General features: G+C 60.2%; 12 protein-coding genes. 4 read left to right on the forward strand and 8 right to left on the reverse strand.

All coding sequences use genetic code 11. The features are described 5' to 3' along the window. The first annotated feature begins 1 nt into the window (after nucleotide 1). The gene (locus ACUUL3_RS03880) at nucleotides 2-1,123 is read left to right on the forward strand and encodes an ABC transporter permease (RefSeq protein WP_448554757.1); all 1,122 of its coding nucleotides are present in this window, start codon (nucleotides 2-4) and stop codon (nucleotides 1,121-1,123) included. A 46-nt stretch (nucleotides 1,124-1,169) separates the two neighbouring features. Here the strand turns inward: ACUUL3_RS03880 and ACUUL3_RS03885 are convergent, their stop codons facing one another. The 7 genes from ACUUL3_RS03885 to ACUUL3_RS03915 all read right to left on the reverse strand — a co-directional run bounded on the left by ACUUL3_RS03885 (nucleotide 1,170) and on the right by ACUUL3_RS03915 (nucleotide 10,166). Beyond that, complete coding sequence (locus ACUUL3_RS03885) at nucleotides 1,170-2,813, reverse strand: hypothetical protein (RefSeq protein WP_448554759.1); 1,644 nt, start codon at nucleotides 2,811-2,813, stop codon at nucleotides 1,170-1,172. After that, a complete protein-coding gene (locus ACUUL3_RS03890; RefSeq protein ID WP_448554761.1) occupies nucleotides 2,810-3,820 on the reverse strand; it encodes a YifB family Mg chelatase-like AAA ATPase in 1,011 nt (336 codons plus the stop codon). Before ACUUL3_RS03890 ends, ACUUL3_RS03885 begins: the two co-directional genes overlap by 4 nt. Before the next feature lie 107 nt (nucleotides 3,821-3,927). Further along, nucleotides 3,928-5,592 (reverse strand): putative ABC transporter permease subunit, encoded by a 1,665-nt coding sequence (locus ACUUL3_RS03895; protein WP_448554763.1) that lies wholly within the window; start codon nucleotides 5,590-5,592, stop codon nucleotides 3,928-3,930. 47 nt (nucleotides 5,593-5,639) lie between these two features. Further along, nucleotides 5,640-6,416, reverse strand: coding sequence for an ABC transporter ATP-binding protein (locus tag ACUUL3_RS03900; RefSeq protein ID WP_448554765.1), 777 nt, complete (start codon nucleotides 6,414-6,416; stop codon nucleotides 5,640-5,642). After that, the gene (locus ACUUL3_RS03905) at nucleotides 6,409-7,884 is read right to left on the reverse strand and encodes a transglutaminase-like domain-containing protein (RefSeq protein WP_448554767.1); all 1,476 of its coding nucleotides are present in this window, start codon (nucleotides 7,882-7,884) and stop codon (nucleotides 6,409-6,411) included. Before ACUUL3_RS03905 ends, ACUUL3_RS03900 begins: the two co-directional genes overlap by 8 nt. Nucleotides 7,885-7,905: 21 nt before the next feature. Further along, a complete protein-coding gene (locus tag ACUUL3_RS03910; RefSeq protein WP_448554768.1) occupies nucleotides 7,906-8,841 on the reverse strand; it encodes a universal stress protein in 936 nt (311 codons plus the stop codon). 284 nt (nucleotides 8,842-9,125) lie between these two features. Further along, nucleotides 9,126-10,166: a KamA family radical SAM protein gene (locus ACUUL3_RS03915; protein WP_448554770.1), complete on the reverse strand. Its 1,041-nt coding sequence runs from the start codon at nucleotides 10,164-10,166 to the stop codon at nucleotides 9,126-9,128. A 341-nt stretch (nucleotides 10,167-10,507) separates the two neighbouring features. Between ACUUL3_RS03915 and ACUUL3_RS03920 the strand changes: the two genes are divergently transcribed. Genes ACUUL3_RS03920 through ACUUL3_RS03930 form a run of 3 tightly spaced genes read left to right on the forward strand, consistent with a single transcriptional unit; the run spans nucleotide 10,508 to nucleotide 16,891 of the window. Beyond that, nucleotides 10,508-11,752, forward strand: a complete 1,245-nt coding sequence (locus ACUUL3_RS03920) for an ABC transporter substrate-binding protein (RefSeq protein WP_448554772.1) — start codon at nucleotides 10,508-10,510, stop codon at nucleotides 11,750-11,752. 43 nt (nucleotides 11,753-11,795) lie between these two features. Further along, nucleotides 11,796-15,113, forward strand: a complete 3,318-nt coding sequence (locus ACUUL3_RS03925) for a PAS domain S-box protein (RefSeq protein WP_448554774.1) — start codon at nucleotides 11,796-11,798, stop codon at nucleotides 15,111-15,113. Nucleotides 15,114-15,154: 41 nt separating this feature from the next. Then, the gene (locus ACUUL3_RS03930; RefSeq protein ID WP_448554776.1) at nucleotides 15,155-16,891 is read left to right on the forward strand and encodes an NAD-dependent malic enzyme; all 1,737 of its coding nucleotides are present in this window, start codon (nucleotides 15,155-15,157) and stop codon (nucleotides 16,889-16,891) included. Between the two features lie 87 nt (nucleotides 16,892-16,978). Here the strand turns inward: ACUUL3_RS03930 and ACUUL3_RS03935 are convergent, their stop codons facing one another. Beyond that, complete coding sequence (locus tag ACUUL3_RS03935; protein ID WP_448554778.1) at nucleotides 16,979-17,953, reverse strand: TAXI family TRAP transporter solute-binding subunit; 975 nt, start codon at nucleotides 17,951-17,953, stop codon at nucleotides 16,979-16,981. Nucleotides 17,954-17,978 lie beyond the last annotated feature (25 nt).

Consider the following 17,978-nt stretch of genomic DNA (forward strand, 5'->3'; position numbering starts at 1 on the left):
CATGCGGCTCGACAACATTCGCCAACTGGGGATCAAGGAACTGCACAGCCTAGCCCGTGATCCGATCATGATGGGCTTGATCCTCTTTGCCTTCACGGTGGCAATCTACTCGGGCGCCACGGCAATGCCGGAAACCCTCAACAAGGCGCCGATCGGCATCGTTGATGAAGATCAATCGCCGCTGTCGGCGCGGATCGTCGACACCTTTTATCCGCCGCATTTTCTGCCGCCGGTGCTGATTACCCGGGCCGAAATGGACAGCCGGATGGATGGCGGCCTCGACACCTTCGCCCTGAACATCCCGCCCGGGTTTCAGCGGGATCTCCTGGCGGGAAGACAACCCACCATTCAACTGAATGTGGATGCGACCCGCATGACCCAAGCCTTCAGCGGCAGCGGCTATATCCAGACCATGATCAGCAGCGAGGTAGCCGAATTCGCCCAGCGTTATCGCGGGATTGCACCGCCGCCGGTCGTGCTCGAACTGCGGGCGCGCTTCAATCCTACTTTGACCCAAACCTGGTTCGGGGCTTTGATGGAACTCATCAACAACGTCACCATGCTTTCCATCGTGCTAACCGGCGCCGCGCTGATCCGGGAGCGGGAGCATGGCACCATCGAACATCTTCTGGTCATGCCGGTTACACCCTTTGAGATCATGACGAGCAAGGTCTGGTCCATGGGGCTCGTGGTCCTTGTCGCCTGTGCTTTTTCCCTTCTCTTTGTGGTCCAGGGCCTCCTTTCGGTGCCCATTGAAGGTTCACTCGCCCTTTTTCTGCTCGGCACCGCGCTGCACCTGTTCGCCACGACCTCCATGGGGATTTTCCTGGGCACCATCGCGCGCTCGATGCCGCAATTCGGGCTGCTGCTGATGCTGGTGCTGCTGCCGCTGGAGATGCTCTCCGGCGGGGTCACGCCGCGCGAAAGTATGCCTGCCTTTGTTCAGGCCGTGATGCAGGTGGCACCGACCACCCATTTTGTCTCACTTGCCCAGGCAATTCTCTATCGGGGCGCGGGCCTGGATGTGGTGTGGTCGCAATTCATTATCCTTATCCTGATTGGTCTGGGTTTTTTCGGCATCACGCTGACCCGCTTCCGCAAAACCATCGGGATGATGGGGTGAGATGGGTTGTGCATCCACAGAAACAAATGAATTATATTGATAGGGGTCACCCGAGTATCGTGATGAGCCTCGAAATCCAACTCGCTCTGTCTGCCTCTGAGTTGCTCGACGGGTGATGTTTGACCTGGAATACAACTCCCAACCTGGCCAATCGGTCGGACATTTTTTCCTGAGTAACCGCCTCAACGTACCACTTCACAACCTTGTCCGCCTCGGCTGAGGCCTCGTGTTCTGTTGAGCAGAGAACGAAGGTGGAACATCCATTCGTGAGAGCTCTCTGGTCGATCTCGACAAGGCAGACTTGTTTCCATTGATGCTGAAACGAAACATATCCGCATCGACGCCTGTTGCCATCCGTGCCATCGTAGCTTTCTTTTTGAGAAAGCCGCTTCCTTCCCTTATATCTCGGTTTCTGCCAAACGAGTTGCTCGGAGTACGACCAGTCTGTTATTCCTTGCATCTCCTTGAGTTCTGAGGCCATTTGAACGAATTCGTCGAGGGGCATTTCATAACCGGCAACTGTCTCTTCTGGATTCCGCTCAATTTTGGCCTTGGAAATCTTTTTGGCCGAGTTTTTTTCTTGTTGGGCACTGAGATCTACTTCCCCCTCCCGCTTTACGCCGACAATCAGGTACTCTTTCTTGCCTCTCGGATCTGGCTCTATATAAGCCTTGGTTTTAACAATCGCCTTCTCGTTGGGGTTGGATATCCGAACCCGCTCTTTCAGTATTTTCTGTATCTCCCGAGCGGCGGGGCTGGAGTGGGTCATTCTGTCTGAGTCCTTGGAATCGGACACGGATATCGTCATCAAGTCCCTTCCTGAAGAGTCATATCTCCTTCTAAGGAGGCTGATGGTGTCGAATGGGAATCGGCTGTTCTCCTCCATGATCTCGAACACAACGAAGGTTCTCCCGCCTTCGGGGTTATCGGAAAGGTTTCCCCGGGCAAGGATGGAAAGATTTTGTTCCACGGGAAAATCGACCTTGAGCGGATTGAATTGTCCATTTCTACTTCTGATATGGTGCATAATCATGTTCCAACGATTACGGGCGAAGCCGTTCTTTGCAAACCGCACAATATCGGAGGCATCGTGGTCGCTGGCGCCGGGTTTCAGAAGAATCTCCGCATTCCTGGTCTCAGGATCTATCTTGATCCATTCGTACAGACCTTCTAGCTTTTGGCTAAAGACCTGCTCCCGCATGGATGTGGACTTGAAATAGTAGGTCCCGCCTATGACGAAGCTGGGAATTACGATTTTCAAACCCTCGTTCTGAAACACCAGGCAATGTTGGTGTTTGCAAAATTCTGTGATGTTAAAAAGGAAAGTCGCGTTATTTTCGGTGGTAGGGAACGTGAGTGGGTATTCGGCATCGGTTATGGCATTTTTGGCAAGAACGATACGGTTATTGGCTGTGGAGGAGATGGTGAACCTCAATATGTCTCCTGTCGGAGGCATATTCTCCAGCTTTTTCCCTTCCTTGAAGAAAGAGCCGATAGTGCAATACGACAAGAGTTCAGGAGGAATGCTGTCTGTGATGTAAAAATCACCCTCAGTGTTCTTGAACAGAAGGGAAATGCTGCAACGGCCGGGAAGATAATGAAGGTCCGTGGCCCAGATCAGTGTATAGGTGCGCCCCTTTTTCTCGGCCATCCTTGGAAGAATGGCGATGTCGCGGAGGTTCTTGATCACAAAGCACCCCAGTAATCAAGAGGTGCCGGCTTCCGAAGAGATGGTTTTGGTTGTCGAGATCGAAAAAGAGAGGTTGAAAAGCGGGGTGAGAGGGAAGGCCAGTCCCAATAATTATTGTAGAGTCTCAGTAACTTTTGGAATTGACAGCCGCCGCCAATGAGGCCCGCGTCCGAGATGGTATGGTGCGGGGCGCGGAAGGGCCGAACGGTGATCAGGCTTTTGTTCCGGGGGATGAGGCCCATGGTCGAGTAGATTTTCGTGGTTTCCAGGGCCTCGGCAAAGGAGAGGTCCGGCAGGATCGAGGGCAGACGGCGGGCCAGCATGGTTTTGCCCGCGCCCGGGCTGCCGGAGAGCAGGATATTGTGTCTGCCGGCCGCGGCCACCTCCAGGGCCCGTTTCACATGGGCGTGGCCTTTCACCTCGGCGAAGTCGTTCTCCGCCTCCGCGTCCGGAGCAAAGAGTTCTCCGGCCAGCCGCGGACAGGGGGGTATTTTTTTGAGTTCGGCAAGATGTTCCACCGCTTCGTGCAGGGTGGCGACGGGAAGCACATCGATGCCGGCAACCACCGCGGCCTCCGCGGCATTGGCCGCCGGGACCAGATAGCCGGTAAGCCCGGCCTCCCCGGCCGCCAGGGCCACGGGCAGGATGCCGGTGCTCCGGCGGATGGCGCCGTCCAGGGAGAGTTCGCCGACACTGCAACTGTTGAGGAGTTGCTCCCTGCTGATCAGCCCCGCCGCGGCAAGGATGCCCAGGGCAATGGGCAGATCAAAGCCGGTGCCGGTTTTTTTCAGGTCGGCCGGGGCCAGGTTGACGGTGATGCGGCGGTTGGGGAAATCGTAGCCGCTGTTCTTGATGGCGGCCTTTACCCGGTCCTTGCTTTCCCGCACCGCTCCCTCGGCCAGGCCGACAATGGTAAAGGTGGGCAACCCCATGGCGATGTCGACTTCGACATCGACCAGTCTGCCATCCACGCCCAGGACCGTACCGCTTATCACCTTGGCCAGCATGCATATTCCTTCGGCGCCCCCCTGCCGGTCATGGGGCGCCTCTGTTGCCAGGCCGCTTGCGGCAGCCTGTATTGTAAGAAGAGGTGGCTCGTGGACAGCATACAAAATCAGTTAGGATTTTCCAATGCCCGAATCCCTTTTTTGAAGAAATAAATTGCCAGGCCGCCGGCGAGAAGAATGGAAAAAACAAGCCAGGCGCCGAGGAGGAGCAGTTCCTTCGGGCCGAGCACGGCGCCGGCGAGCCACCTGCGCACGACCCGGTAGGCGGGCATGGCGCCGACAAGGACGATGGCAAGCTCGACGCTCATCGCGGTGAGCAGGAAGAGGATCACCCCCATGCCGCCCAGGGTGCTGGCCCGGTTTTCCGCCTTGAAGTCGGCATGAATGGCGCCGAAGCCCAGCGCCATGGCCACCACGCTCGCGGTAAGCAGCAGGCTTGTCCCGACGGAAAGCCAGGCCATGGGCCCGCTGATCCGCAGAAGCCGGTTGGAGGCGAGGATGAGCAACAGGGTGAACAGGGCAAAGGGGATCAGGTAGAAGAGGTATTTGTAGAGGAGAAACCGTTGGATGGAGAGCGGCGCGCTCTTGATCAGATAAAAGGAGCCGCCTTCGCTGCTCACCGCCGGGAAAACGAAGCGGGCGGCAAGGGAGGCCACCATGAAGCCGGTGAGGCCGATATTGAGAAAGGAGATGATGTTGACGAGAAATTCCTCGGCAATGTAGGAGCGTTCCAGGGGAAGCATCTTGAAATTATAGAGATAGACGATGATCAGGGCGGCGATCATGAAGAGCTGCGACCACTCCGCCGAGTCGCGCAGGAATATCTTGGCCTCCTTGCGGAAGATCCATTGCCAGGGCCGGCCCCCTGTTTCGATTCCGCTTGAGAAGCGGCGGTATCCCCCGAAGGATTCCTGGGCCTTGCTGAAACCGTTGAAGAACCAGCGGGTCATGGCCATTTCTCCCAGGCAAAAGAGGGCAAGCGGGGTTGTGAGCAGAAGCGAAAACAGGAGCCAGTCGGTCTCGCGGTCCAGGAGGTAGCCGGAGAGGAGGTTGGCGGCCCAGGCGGCCGGCAGATAAGGGCCGGCCGGGGTGGAAAGGGCGGAGAGATACTCGACAAAGTGGGCATACTTGTCGGGATTGACCAGATCCTCCGGCCGCATCAGGCGGAAGAGGAGGTAGAGGAAAAGCCCGAAGCAGAGGGAGAGGTAGAGGATGATATCCTTGGTGCGGCGGGCCGGAAAGAGGTTCACCAGGACCACGGTGGCCAGGCAGCCGATACCGGTGGCGGCCAGGGCCGTGGCCAGGGTGGCGGCGGGCATCAGGAGCCAGTAGAGAAAGCCGGCCGCAAAGACCTTGCCGTAGGCGGCAAAAATCGGCAGGGAGAAGATCACCATCATCCAGGCCGTGTAGACGCTGGTGGTGAGGTAGCGCATCTGGTAGATCTCCGCCGGCCGTAACGGGGCGGCAAAGATGATTTCATTGTCCCGGGAGAGAAAGATGGTGGAGACGGCGGAGACCATGCAGGAAAAGATCACCATGGCAAAGAGGATGATCCAGGCCATCTGGAAGATTTTGAGGCTGAGGATGATGCCCAGTTCGTTCTGGCCGTGGAAATAGCCAAGAACCTTGACGGAGATCAGATAGAGGGCAAGGCAGACGCCGAGGGCAAAGGCAAGGGCGGTCACGGTTTTCAAGGGCAGGCGGCCGCCGGGGAAGAAGCGGTTCCGGAAGGAGCAGCGGAAGGGCTGGAGAAGATCGATGCGGATGGACATGGGGGCCTGTTTTTGTTTGCTCCGGCTGGGCCGGATTGTTCCGGAGATTATTCCTTTCTTTCCCGCAGGGCCTCGATCACCGCCTGCAGCTCATGGGTGCCGGTCAGCTCAAGGAAGATATCCTCAAGGCCGCTTGTCTCAAGGCGCGCTTCCTGGCGCAGGCCGGCAAGATCGCCCATGCTTCTGATTTTGCCTTTGAGGATGATGGCGATCCGGTCGCAGAGTTCTTCGGCGATCTCCAGGGAGTGGGTGGAAAGAAAGACGGTGCCGCCCTTGCCGGCGTGCTGTTTGAACAGTTCCTTGACGATGCGGGCGCTCTTGGGGTCGAGGCCGACCATGGGCTCATCGACGATGATCACCGGTGGCGCCTGCATGAAGGCGGCGGTGATGATCAGCTTCTGGCGCATGCCGTGGGAGTAGCTCTCGATGAGATGGTGCTGCCATTCGCCGAGATCAAAGAGTTCAAGAAGGCGCGGCACGGTTTTTTGGATCTGGGCGGCGGGAATCCGGTAGAGGCTGGCCACGAAGGAGAGAAACTCGCTGCCGGTAAGCTTTTCGTAAAGATAGGGACGGTCGGGGATATAGCCGGTCTCCTGTTTGCAGCGTTCCGGTTCCCCGGCCAGGTCATGGCCGTTGATGGCGATGGTGCCGTGTTCGGGCCGGATGAGGCCGGCCAGCATCTTGATGGTGGTGGTCTTGCCGGCGCCATTGGGGCCGAGGAAACCGAAGATTTCTCCCCGGCGGACAGAAAGGCTGATGCGGTCCACCGCCGTATAGCCGCCGAAGGATTTGGTCAATCCGTTGATTCTGATGGCTTCAGTCATCGGTTTCTCCCGGCGGCTCAGGAGGCAGCACCTCGACCGTAAGCCGGCCGAGCAGCGCTCCCATGGCGATCATTTCCCTGGTTTCCCCCTCCACGAAGCGAATGTGGCCAAGGTCGGCGGGTAGCTGGTTGCGGGTGGTGTCGAGGCTCAGCCAGTTGCCGTCGATGCAGACCTCGTTCCAGGCATGGTAATAAAAGGCGTCGTTGTAAAAGGTCACCCCCGCCACCACCTTGGTCGGAATACCCGCGCTCCTGGCCAGGGCGGCGAAGAGAGCGGCGTGTTCGTTGCAATCCCCCTTGCCGCCGCGCAGGGTGGTAAGGGCGTCCGGAATGCCGAGCACCGGTTTCTTTTCGAGATTCTCATAGACCCAGCCGGCAAGAATCCGGGTCCTGCCCAGGGCGGAGACCGTTTTTGCGGTGAGCCTGCCGGCAAGGTTGACGATTTCCCGGTGATCGGCCTGGATATAGGGGCTTGCCCTCAGAAACTCCTGAGTCTGGCAGGCAGGCGCCGTCTCCGCCGGCAACGGCTCCCTGCTGATGGTGACGATCCCGTCCGAGGCCCGCTGGCGGTCCGAGTCGAGGTCGAAGCGGCTCTCTTCGGGCAGGTGCAGGCGATAGCGCATCCGATTCCGCTTGGCCAAGGCAGGCATGGCGCCGATGAGCGGGGCGGAGACGGCGCTGAGAAGCTCCGGGCTTTCCTCGCTCAACGCCATGGCCTGGAATTTCGCTTCCGCCAGGTAGACGAAGCCGGCGGGCGATTCCTCCTTGATCACCCTGCCGGCGTCATCAAGCCAGCTGTTCACCCGGATTCCGGCAAAGGTTTCGCTGAAGTGATGGAGGAGCTGGACCCTGCCCTTGATGAGCACCTTTTCCTGGCCCCGGTATTCAAGCACCGTCTCCTGGGCGCTCAGGGAGGCGGGGTCGAAAAAGGGAATGGTGACTTTCCGGCCCGGGACAAGGCCCTGCTTGAGCAGATAACCGCGCTGGTTGGTGGCCAGCATGGCGGGTTTTTTCAGGGTGATGCTGTCGCGGATCACCTCCTTGCCCGTATCCATGCTGAAACGGATGGTGTTGCCCGTCGCCTCGCCCCGGGCGGAAACCCGGTAGAGCGGCGAGGTCAGGGTGAAGGAGAAATCCCTGAGCACCGAACCGTTGCTCAGGTTTGCCTCAAGCTGCATGCGGACGGGGTGCTTTTCCTTGAGGATATTGAGGGTCAGATAGGCGCTCTGGGAAAGGCGCAGGCCGCCCCTTTCCTCATCCGGCGTCAGGCGGGAGCGCACATAGCCGATGCGGTTGCCGGCAAAATAGATGCCGACAAAGCTCTCTTCCCGACTCTGCCTGATGATGGCGGCATCGCCGGGGTCGATCTTTTCGACGAAGATGTCGCGTTTCAGCAAGGCGCCGAAGAGAAGGCCCCAGAGGATGAGGACGGCGGCCCGGACGAGCAGGGGACGGGAAAAGTGGCGCATGGGAGGTCTTGCCCGCGAAGATCAGCCGACGATCCAGATGGCGACCCGCTCCGCCATGAGCAGGACCCGGTCGGATACCCCGCGGAACAGCCCTTTCCTGCTTTCCGGGCCGCGCCTGCCTATGACGATGGTGCCGAAGTCGTCGATGATCGCCTGGCGGAGAATCTGCTGGGCCGGCTCAAGTCCCTTGAAGGTCTCAAGCCAGGAGATACGCGTCTCCGGGAAGCCGTTTTCGAGAAGAAGCTGCTTGGGGGCGTGGAAAAGGCTGTCCGGCCTTTCCAGATGGGCTTCACACCATTCCCGGCCCCAGAGCGCATGGAAATCCGCGGGATCGATCTCCGGGCGGCTGGCGAGGAGGGCCTTGGAGTAGAAAAGGGTGATTTCGGCCCGCGGGTTGCCGGCAAGGATAAAGGCAAGATGGTCGATGGCCTTCAGCGAGTGGCAGGAGCCGTCCACCGGCACCAGAAAGCGGGAGGAATTGACCTGGCCGTCGATGATCCAGAGGGGAAGGTCATGGCATTTTTCCAGGATGGTGGCGGAAACGCTGCCCATGATCAGCTCTTCGAGCTTGCCGACCCCGCGGCGGCCGATGAGCAGGGCGTCATACCGGCCCTGGCGGGCGAGATGGAGGATGTCGTCGGCAACGCCCAGGCGGGAAAGGCTGACGCTGCTCTCCACCTGTGTTTCCGGCACCCCGAGCGTCTTCAGGGTCTCGATGGCCTGGAGCATATATTTTTTCTGTGCGGCCAGGGCCTTGCGGGTGGCGGGGCTGACCACGTTGAGCATCTCCTCCTCGCTCAGCCATTCCCGGGCGGCGCTGCCGGTCCCGGCGGCGGGGACGATGGAGAGGAGATGGACCTCCATCTCCGGCACATCCTTGAAGAGCTGGCCCAGGTAGCGGAGCGAATTCGTGCTGTATGAAGAGCCGTCCACCGCGACGAGAATCTTTTTTTGCATGCTGTCCCTCCCTGCAGAGCAATCCCTGATCTAAATGGTATCACTCCCGCCGGCTTGAGACAATGCGCTGGTTGGAAAAAATACAGGTCCGGCAAAGAGACCCGCGACCGGCAGGTCCGCGATCTTGGGTTGCCGTGAAAAAGTGCCACCGTCGGTATCGTGGCCTTTCGAATTCTACACTATCCGCGATACCGACAAAAAATACAGGTCCGGCAAAGAGACCCGCGACCAGCAGGTCCGCGATCTCGGATTGCCGTGAAAAAGTGCCACCGTCGGTATCGTGGTCAGAGGTCGTTATGGTAGGAGCAGGGGAGGCCGCGGTAGTTCGTGAAGGTGACGGTTTTGCCCAGGGCGGTGAGGTAAGCCGGGGTGAGCGGAATCTTGCCGCCGCCGCCCGGGGCATCAACGGCAAAGGTGGGCACGGCCATGCCCGAGGTGTGGCCGATCAGGGCGCGCATGATCTCAAGACCGTTCTCCACCCTGGTCCGGAAGTGATTGGTGCCGCGGGTCATGTCGGTCTGGAAGAGGTAATAGGGCCTGACCCGGATCGCGAGCAGCTTTTGCATGAGTTCCGTCATGGTGGCGGCATCGTCGTTCACCCCTTTTAAGAGCACGCTCTGGTTGCCCAGGGGGATGCCGGCGTTGGCCAGCCTGGCGCAGGCCAGCGCCGATTCGGCGGTGATCTCGCGGGGATGGTTGAAATGGGTGTTGAGATAGAGGGGATGGTAGCGCCTGAGCAGGGCGGCAAGCCTGGTGGTGACCCGCATGGGCAGGGTGCAGGGCACCCGGGAGCCTATGCGGATGATCTGGATCGAGGTGATGGCGCGCAGCTTGTCCAGAAGCCAGGCCAGGGTTTCGTCGGGCAGCAGCAGGGGGTCGCCGCCGGAGATGAGGACGTCCCGGATCTCCGGGTTGCCGCGCAGATACTTGCAGCCCTCCTCCATGGTGGCCCTGCTGATCAGCATCCGTTCGGTGCCCACCTTCCGCTTCCGGGTGCAGAAGCGGCAGAACATGGCGCACTGGTTCGTGACCAGGAAGAGGGCGCGGTCCGGGTATTTATGGACCAGATTGGCTACTGGCGAGAGGTTCTCTTCATTGAGGGGGTCGGCCAGGCAGGTTTCGTCGGCAAGCTCGCGGCTGTCCGGCACCGCCTGCAGCCAGATGGGATCCCCCTCTTCCTTGATCAGAGAAAGGTAGTAGGGGTTGATCCGCATGGGGAATTGTTCGGTTACCGCGGAAAGAGCCGGGATATCGATGGGGAAGTGCCCGGCCAGCTGGCTGGGGGTGCTGATGCTGCGGGCGAGGAGGCTTTTCCAGTGGGTCATAGGGCAAAAACTCGGCGGATGGGAAAGGGAAAGATTATGAGCGAATGTAGCCAAGATCGTCGGCGAGCGCAATGGCATTGATGTAAAAGAGGCGCGTTTGCCGGAATTCCTCGTGAATCCGCGGCCAGGGAATAGCTTGACAGAGTGGCGGAAAATCCTGTGTAATATCCTAAGGGCCGGGTATTCCGGCTTCTTCTTTTCGTTGCCATCCCCCTGATTCGTCAACAGGGCGCGAAATACGGATTTTTTGTTGGCACCCCGCGGATTGTTCCGGAAGATAAACGGCCGGGGGGGCTGAGACGGGCATGGGCGTCGTGGTCGGCGTTCGCTGAGGAGGGGTTATGGATGTGCGGTTGAGGGAAACATCTGGCAACGGGCCGTTGAAAAAGCCATCCCCGGCTTTTTCAGAGCCGGCGGAATTGAGCGGCACCTTCCTGTGCCGTCGACAGCCCTTTCGGCAACGGGCCGCCAAGGTCGGCTTTACCCTGGTCGTGCTGCTGGTTGTCGCCGCCATTGCCGCCTGCGGGAGGGTGGAGGAGCCGATCAGGATCGGTCTGGCCATAAACTTGAGCGGCAGGGGCGGGACCGCCGGAGAGTATATCCGGGACGGCGCCCTGCTCGCCGTTGACGACATCAACAACGCCGGTGGCGTCAAGGGGCGGCCGCTGCAGCTCCTGGTGGAGGATGATCTCAACAGCGAGGAGGGAATCTTCGCCGCCGACGAAAAGCTGATCAAGGCGGGGGTCATCGCCATCATCGGCCACTCCTATTCGGAAAACACCCTGGTTGCCCACCCCTTTGTCACCTCGCGCAACACCCTGCTTTTCACCCCCTACACGGCCACCTCCAGGTTGACCGGCCAGGACGACCTGTTCTGCCGGACCGCGGTCGACAACAATCTCTACGGCATCGCCCTGGCCTCCCTGCTCAACGAACGGGGGATCGGGAACGTTTCCTTTCTCATGGATATGTCCAACCAGAGCTTTGTCGAGGATTATATCGAACACACGGTGGGTCGTTTCCCCGGTCGGGTGACAAAGGTCCGCTTCAACTCCAAGGAAGAGGTCGACTGGCCGCGGATCGTGGACGAGCTTCTCGCGTCCGCCCCGGAAGCCGTGATCATGCTCACCGAGGTGACCATGACCGGCATCGGCGCCCAGAAACTGCTGGGCCGCGGTTTTTCCGGGGATCTTATCGCCACGGTCTGGGCCCAGACCCCGGATCTGCTTCAGTATGGCGGCAAGGCCGTGGAGGGCATGACCCTGATCAGCTTCATCGATCCGGAGCTGGCCAGCCCTGCCTACCAGGATTTTTCCACGAAAATGCGGGGGCGCTTCAACAAGCCGCCCACCGCCCGTTCGGCCCGGTCCTATGAGGCGGTTCAGGTTTTGGCCAAGGCTCTGGAGCTCTGCCCGGTCAGGGCCACCGCCCTTGATCTGAAAAAGGCTCTGCTGGCCACCGAGTTCCGGACCCTGATGGGACCGTTGCGTTTTGATGCGTCCTGTGACGTTTCCCGCCCGATCTACGCGATACGGGTGCGCAATGGCGCCTTCCAGAACGAAGGGGAGATAAGGGTCAAAGAATAAAGTTACGGACAAGCTCCGAACCGGGGCTTCGTGGCGGGTGCGTATGCCTTTATCCTTCAGTGTCAGACTGCGGCGTCTTCTCGTTTTGTTCGGCTGTATCGGATTCGTCCTGGTCTTTTCCGTCAGCGCCTTTTTTGAATACCGCCAATACAGGAAGGATGTCGCCGCGGTCATGAAGGGGGCGGCCGCCTCCTGTGCCGCCCTCATCCGCGAGTATCTTCTCCAGAATGACCGGTTCGTCCAGGAAATCATCGAGCAAAGACCCCTCGAAGGCGGCCCCCGTGCGGTAGCCGACTATTTTGTCGACAGATTGCCCATGACCGGCCCCCTGGACCATTACTTCATCCTTGACCGGCAGAAACGGGTGATCCGGACCGGCAAGGGGGACGAGTCCTTTGTCGGGCTTGATTTTTCCCATCTGGAGTATCTGGAGCCAGCCCGGGAGATCACCAAGGTGCACCAGTCCCTGGTCGGCCTGACCCCGGTGGTGACCATGCTCTATCAACTGGGAGAAGGCTGCCTGCTCCTGGTTGAAAAAGACCTGAATTCCCTGACTCCCCTGGTCGGGCACCTGACCATCAGCGGCCCTTTGCAAAAGGCCTTTGTCTTCATCCTTTCCCAGACCGGCACCGTTGTCTACCATCCTGATGCCGCCCTGGGCCGCAGCCGCCATCCCCTGGGTTTCGAGCTGAAAATGCTGGGCGGGCCGGATGAGTACGGCCTCGTTTCCTATGCGCACCGGGGCGAGAAATTCATTGCCTACCGACAGGCGCTCAATCCCCCCCAGGGGTGGACTTTTTATGCGGCAATACCCCGCGCCGAGGTCCGCGATCTGGTCCTCTCCCACCTTGCCTCTCTGGCGCTTTCCATCGGCTTCTTTTTTCTCCTGGCCATCGTGGTGCTGAATATCCTCATCGACAGAAGGCTTTCCCGCCCCCTCGCCAGTTTCGCCAAGTTCCTTTCCCGGCAGAATCTCCTCAGCGGCGGGCCCCTGGCCGTCCCTCCCGAGGCGGTGGACAATCTGGAACTGGCCCGGATCGTCGAGGCGACCAATGCCATGGCGACCAACGCCAGAATCGCCAACGATAAGTTGCAGGAAAGCGAGGAGCTGTTCAGAACCGTCACCGAGTTTTCCACCGACTGGACCTTCTGGCTCAGCCCGACCCGGGAGATGATCTATGTCTCCCCATCCTGTCTCGCCATCACCGGCTACGCTCCGGAGGAGTTTTATGCGGACCCCGGCCTGATGAAGAAGATGATGCATCCGGAAGACAAGGCCTTGGGCATCAACCATATCGATCATGCCGTCAGCGACGAAGCCCATGATCCCATCGAGTACCGCATCCTGACCAAGGATGGCCGGGTGCGCTGGTTGAGTCATGTCTGCCGGGCCATTTACAACGGCAAGGGCGAATTTCTCGGGGTGCGGGGCAGCAACAGCGATATCACCGCCCGCAAGGAGGCGGAGGAAACCCTGCTGGAAAGCGAGGCGCGTTTCCATACCCTGATGGAGCAGGGGGCGGACGGCTTTATCGTCCATGATTTCGACGGCAGAATCCGGGATGTCAACCGGCGGATGTGCGAGCTTTCCGGCCATGCGCGGGAGGAGTTGCTGCGGATGTACATGCATGAGCTTGATCCGCGTTTCAGCCAGGAGGAGATGAAAAAGACCTATACCGGCATCGAGACCGGCAAACCCATATTCTTTGAATCAAGGCAATGCCGGAAGGACGGCGGTGAGTATCCCGTCGAGATTGCGGTCAGCGTGGTTTCCTGGGGCGGGAAGCGGATCGTTTTTTCCATGGTCCGCGACATCACCGACCGGAAAAAAGCCGAGGAGGAGCTGGCCGCGGAAAAGGAGCTGCTGGCCGTTACCCTGCGCAGCATCGGCGACGGGGTCATCACCACGGACAGCGGCGGCCGGGTGGTGATGCTCAGCAAGGCCGCGGAACACCTCACCGGCTGGTCGGAAAAAGAGGCGATCGGCAGGATGCTGGACGAGATTTTTCAGATTTTTGACGAAAAGACGCACGAACCGGTTCTCCCTCCCATTGCCGAGGTGCTCAGGACCGGGCGCATTGTCGGTCTCGCCCCCCATACCCTGCTGAAGTGCCGGGACGGCGGCGAACGGCTCATTGCCGACAGCGGCGCCCCCATCCGTGACAAAAAAAGCCGGATCATCGGCGTGGTCCTGGTCTTCCGCGATGTCACCGAGGCCAGGCAGCTGGAGCAGGAGATGCAGAAGGCCCAGAAACTGGAGTCCCTCGGGGTTCTTGCCGGCGGCATCGCCCATGACTTCAACAATCTGCTCACCGCGGTACTCGGCAACATCGCTTTTGCCCGCCTGCGCCTGCCCGAAGATGCCGAGGTGCAGACAAAGCTGGCCGCGGCGGAAAAGGCCTCCCTCCGCGCCCAGGGCCTTACCCTGCAGCTGTTGACCTTTGCCAAGGGCGGGGCGCCGGTGAAGGAGGTAGCTTCCATGGACGAGATCATCAGGGATTCCATCGCTTTTTCCTTGCGCGGCTCCAATGTGCGCTGCGACCTCGAACTTGCCGATGGCTTGCACCATGTGGAGGTCGATGCCGGGCAGATGAGTCAGGTTCTGAACAACCTGATCGTGAACGCCGATCAGGCAATGCCCCAAGGCGGGGTCATCCATGTCGTCTGCGGCAACGCCCAGCTCGATTATCCCAATGAGATGGATCTTGCCCCGGGCTCCTATGTCCGGATCAGCATCAGGGATGAGGGGGCCGGCATTGCCGCGGACGTTCTGCCCAGAATCTTCGATCCCTACTTCAGCACCAAGAAGGGGGGGCGCGGCCTTGGCCTGGCCAGCAGCTACTCCATCGTCAGGCGGCATGGCGGCCGGATCATGGTTTCATCCCAGCCCGGTCTCGGCTCCACCTTCACGGTCTATCTCCCTGCTTCCGGCAAGGCCCTGCGTGCGGTCGAGCCGCGGGCGGCGGAAAAAATCGTCGGAGGCAAGGGCAAGGTGCTGGTCATGGATGACGAGGAGATGGTCCGGGATCTGGCCGGCGAAGTCTTGAGGGCCCTGGGCTACGAAGCGGTCATGGCCGAGGACGGCGTGGCCGCCCTTGCCCGCTATCGGGAGGCGCAGGCGGCCGGCCGGCCTTTCGCGGCGGTGATCATGGATCTCACCATCCCCGGCGGCATGGGAGGACGGGAGGCTGTCCAGGAGCTGCGCAAAATCGATCCTCAGGCCAAAGTGATCGTTTCCAGCGGCTATGCCCAGGATCCCATCATGGCCAACCATGCGGAATACGGTTTTGACGAGGTGCTGGCCAAACCTTATTCCTTGCAAAAACTTGCCGCTGTGCTACAAAGCGTTATCCAGGCCTAGCGTCATCATCTTGAACGTTTTTTGAGGATACGAAGCACCCCATGCCCGCGCACAGCTATCAATTCTGTTACGATCTCTATGGCAACACCTCCCGGATGGAAGTCCTCACCCGTTGGCTCGGGGTGTATGAAAATCAGTTCACCAACAAGGGGACGGCCTTCACCCAGGCCGAGCGCGAGGAGTTGCAGCTTGAAGGCACGCTGCCGGCCAGCGTGCGCACCCTTGCCCAGCAGATCGACAACAGCCGTGAGGTTCTGGAGAAAAAGAGCACCGATCTAGAGAAGTTCGTTTATCTGCGCTCCCTTTTCGACCGCAATGTCACCCTTGCCCATGCCGTGATCGCCAGCGACATAGAGCGCTACATGCGCATCATCTATACGCCCACCGTGGCCGAGGCGTGCCGGAATTATTCCTCCCTGTTCCGTCGGGCCAATGGCCTGCATTTCTTCCCCGGCAACATCGACAGGGCCGAGGATATCCTGCGCCGTTTTACCTCCCGCCAGATCAGGGTGGCGGTGGTCACCGACAATCAGGGGATTTTGGGGATCGGCGACCAGGGGGCCGGTGGCATCGCCATCTGCCTGGGCAAACTCATGCTCTATACCCAGGGGGCCGGCATCGCGCCCTGGCACTGCCTGCCCATTTCCCTGGACGTGGGCACCGACAATGCCGATCTGCTCAACGATCCCAACTACCTGGGCTGGTGGCATCCCCGCCTGCGCGGCGAAGAGTATCTGGACTTTGTCCGGCGTTTCGCCCGGGCCTTCAAGTCGGTGTTCCCCCATGCCCTCTGCCAGTGGGAGGATTTTTCCAAACAGAACGCCTTTGCCATCCGCGATACCCATCTCCACGAGCTGATCTCCTTCAACGACGATATCCAGGGCACCGGCGCGGTCTCCCTGGCCGCCATCATCACGGCAATGAAGATCAAGCGGGAGGCTCTCGAAAAACAGGTCTTTCTGGTGCATGGAGCCGGCGCGGGCGGCGTGGGGATCGCCGAGCAGCTCGAAACGGCATTGCGGGAAGCAGGCCTCGGCGCCGAGGAGGCGCGCGATCGCATCTACACCGTGGACAGCAAGGGGCTGGTCACCAGCGAACGGGAGCTTGAACCCTACAAGAAGAAGTTTGCCAAGGATCCTGAGAGGTTGGACTGGTACAAGTCCAAGGGCGACGGCTCCCTGCTCAATGTGATCGCCAAGGGCAGGGTCACGGTGCTCATCGGCACCTCGGGGCAGGCCGGCTGCTTTTCCCGCTATATCGTGCAGGCCATGCAGGCCAACAGCAGGCGGCCGGTGATTCTGCCCCTGAGCAATCCCACCGAAAAGGCGGAGGCGACTCCGGAGGATATCTGCAAGTGGACCTCGGGCAGCGCCCTGGTCGCCACCGGCAGTCCCTTTGCCCCGGTGTCCTGGGGCGGCATCCCCACCCGCATCGGTCAGTGCAACAACGTCTTTGTCTTTCCGGGTCTGGGTCTGGGGGTTCTTGCCTCCGGCGCCAAGGAAGTGCTGCCGGAGTTTTTCACCGCCGCGGCCAAAGCGGTGGCAGCCCAGGTCTCTGCCGCTGATCTCAGGAAAGGGATACTGCTGCCGCCGGTGAATATGCTCCGCGAGGTGAGTCTGTCCGTGGCCAGGGCCGTGGGCGACGCCGCTTTGGCCGCGGGGGTGGCCGGACCATGCAGGTTCAGCGCTTACAACCACGAGTACAAGTCGGAGCGGTTGGCGCGGCTCATGGAGATGATGCGCTGGACGCCCCGCTATCTTCCTCTGCTTCCCAGGTAGTTTTTTTCCGGTTGGCAGGATGTGGAAAAAAGCCTTCCCGGCTTTTTCCGGTCAGGCGGCCGCGGCAGTGGATTCAGCGGCGGCCCGCTAAAGCAAGCCCCTTTTTTTCCAGAATTTGACCGCGCCGGGATGCATGGGGGTGACGATGCCCCTGGTGCCCGTCCGGATGGACATCTCTTTGAATGCCTTCTGCTGTTTGGCCATATAGGCCAGGCCCCGTTCCGAATAGATGGTGGCCAGCAGCCTGGCGACAACCTCCTCGTCGAGGTCGGCCCTGGCCACCAGCAGGGTGGAATCCTGAAAGGTGGGGGTGGGGTGGCTGACGCCGAAATAGGTGTATGCCGGGATGCTTATCCTGGCAAAGTAGGGGTATTTTTTGTAAAAGCCGCTGCCCTTGGCATCGGTATCCAGATTGACAAGATCAATGACGTTTCTGGTCTGTCCGGCGATGATCACGGCGCCGCTGGGGTAGGCGCTGAAGAGCCAGAAGGCGTCGAGCTCGTTGTTGACAAAGGCCGCGGCCGCATCGTTGTAGCCCACGGGAATGCGCTTGATCTTCTCCCAGATGCCCAGGTGGGAGAAGAAAATTTTGCAGTTGGCATAGGCTCCGGAGCCGCTGTTGCCGACGCCGACCCTTTTGCCGACCAGATCCTTGGCGCTTCGGATGCCGGAGTTCTTGCGGACCACGAGTTGGGCCGGCGCTCCATACAGGGAGGCGATGGCAAGGGCCTTGTCGTACTTGCCGGCATGGTCGGGAAGCCGGCCGTTGCGCCCTTGGTAGAGGTGGCCCGAATAGACCACCCCGAAATCGGCCCTGCCGGCATGCACGGCCTGCAGGTTGTCCACCGAGCCGGCGGAGGGACGGGCGGTGAACCTGAATGTCTTGTCTTCCCTGAATTTCCTGTAGGATTCAACGGCCTCGGCAAAGCGTTCGAAGGTGCCGCCCGCCGGGCCGCCGGCAATGATGATTTCCCTCTTGTCGGCAAGGGAGGGGGAGCTGTGGACGAGAAGCAGCAGGCAGCCGGCCACGATCCGGAGAAGGGAAGAGCGTTTGTTTTTCATGCGAACCTTTTTTCGGCTGGAGAAT

The sequence above is a fragment of the Thiovibrio sp. JS02 genome, assembly GCF_053485635.1.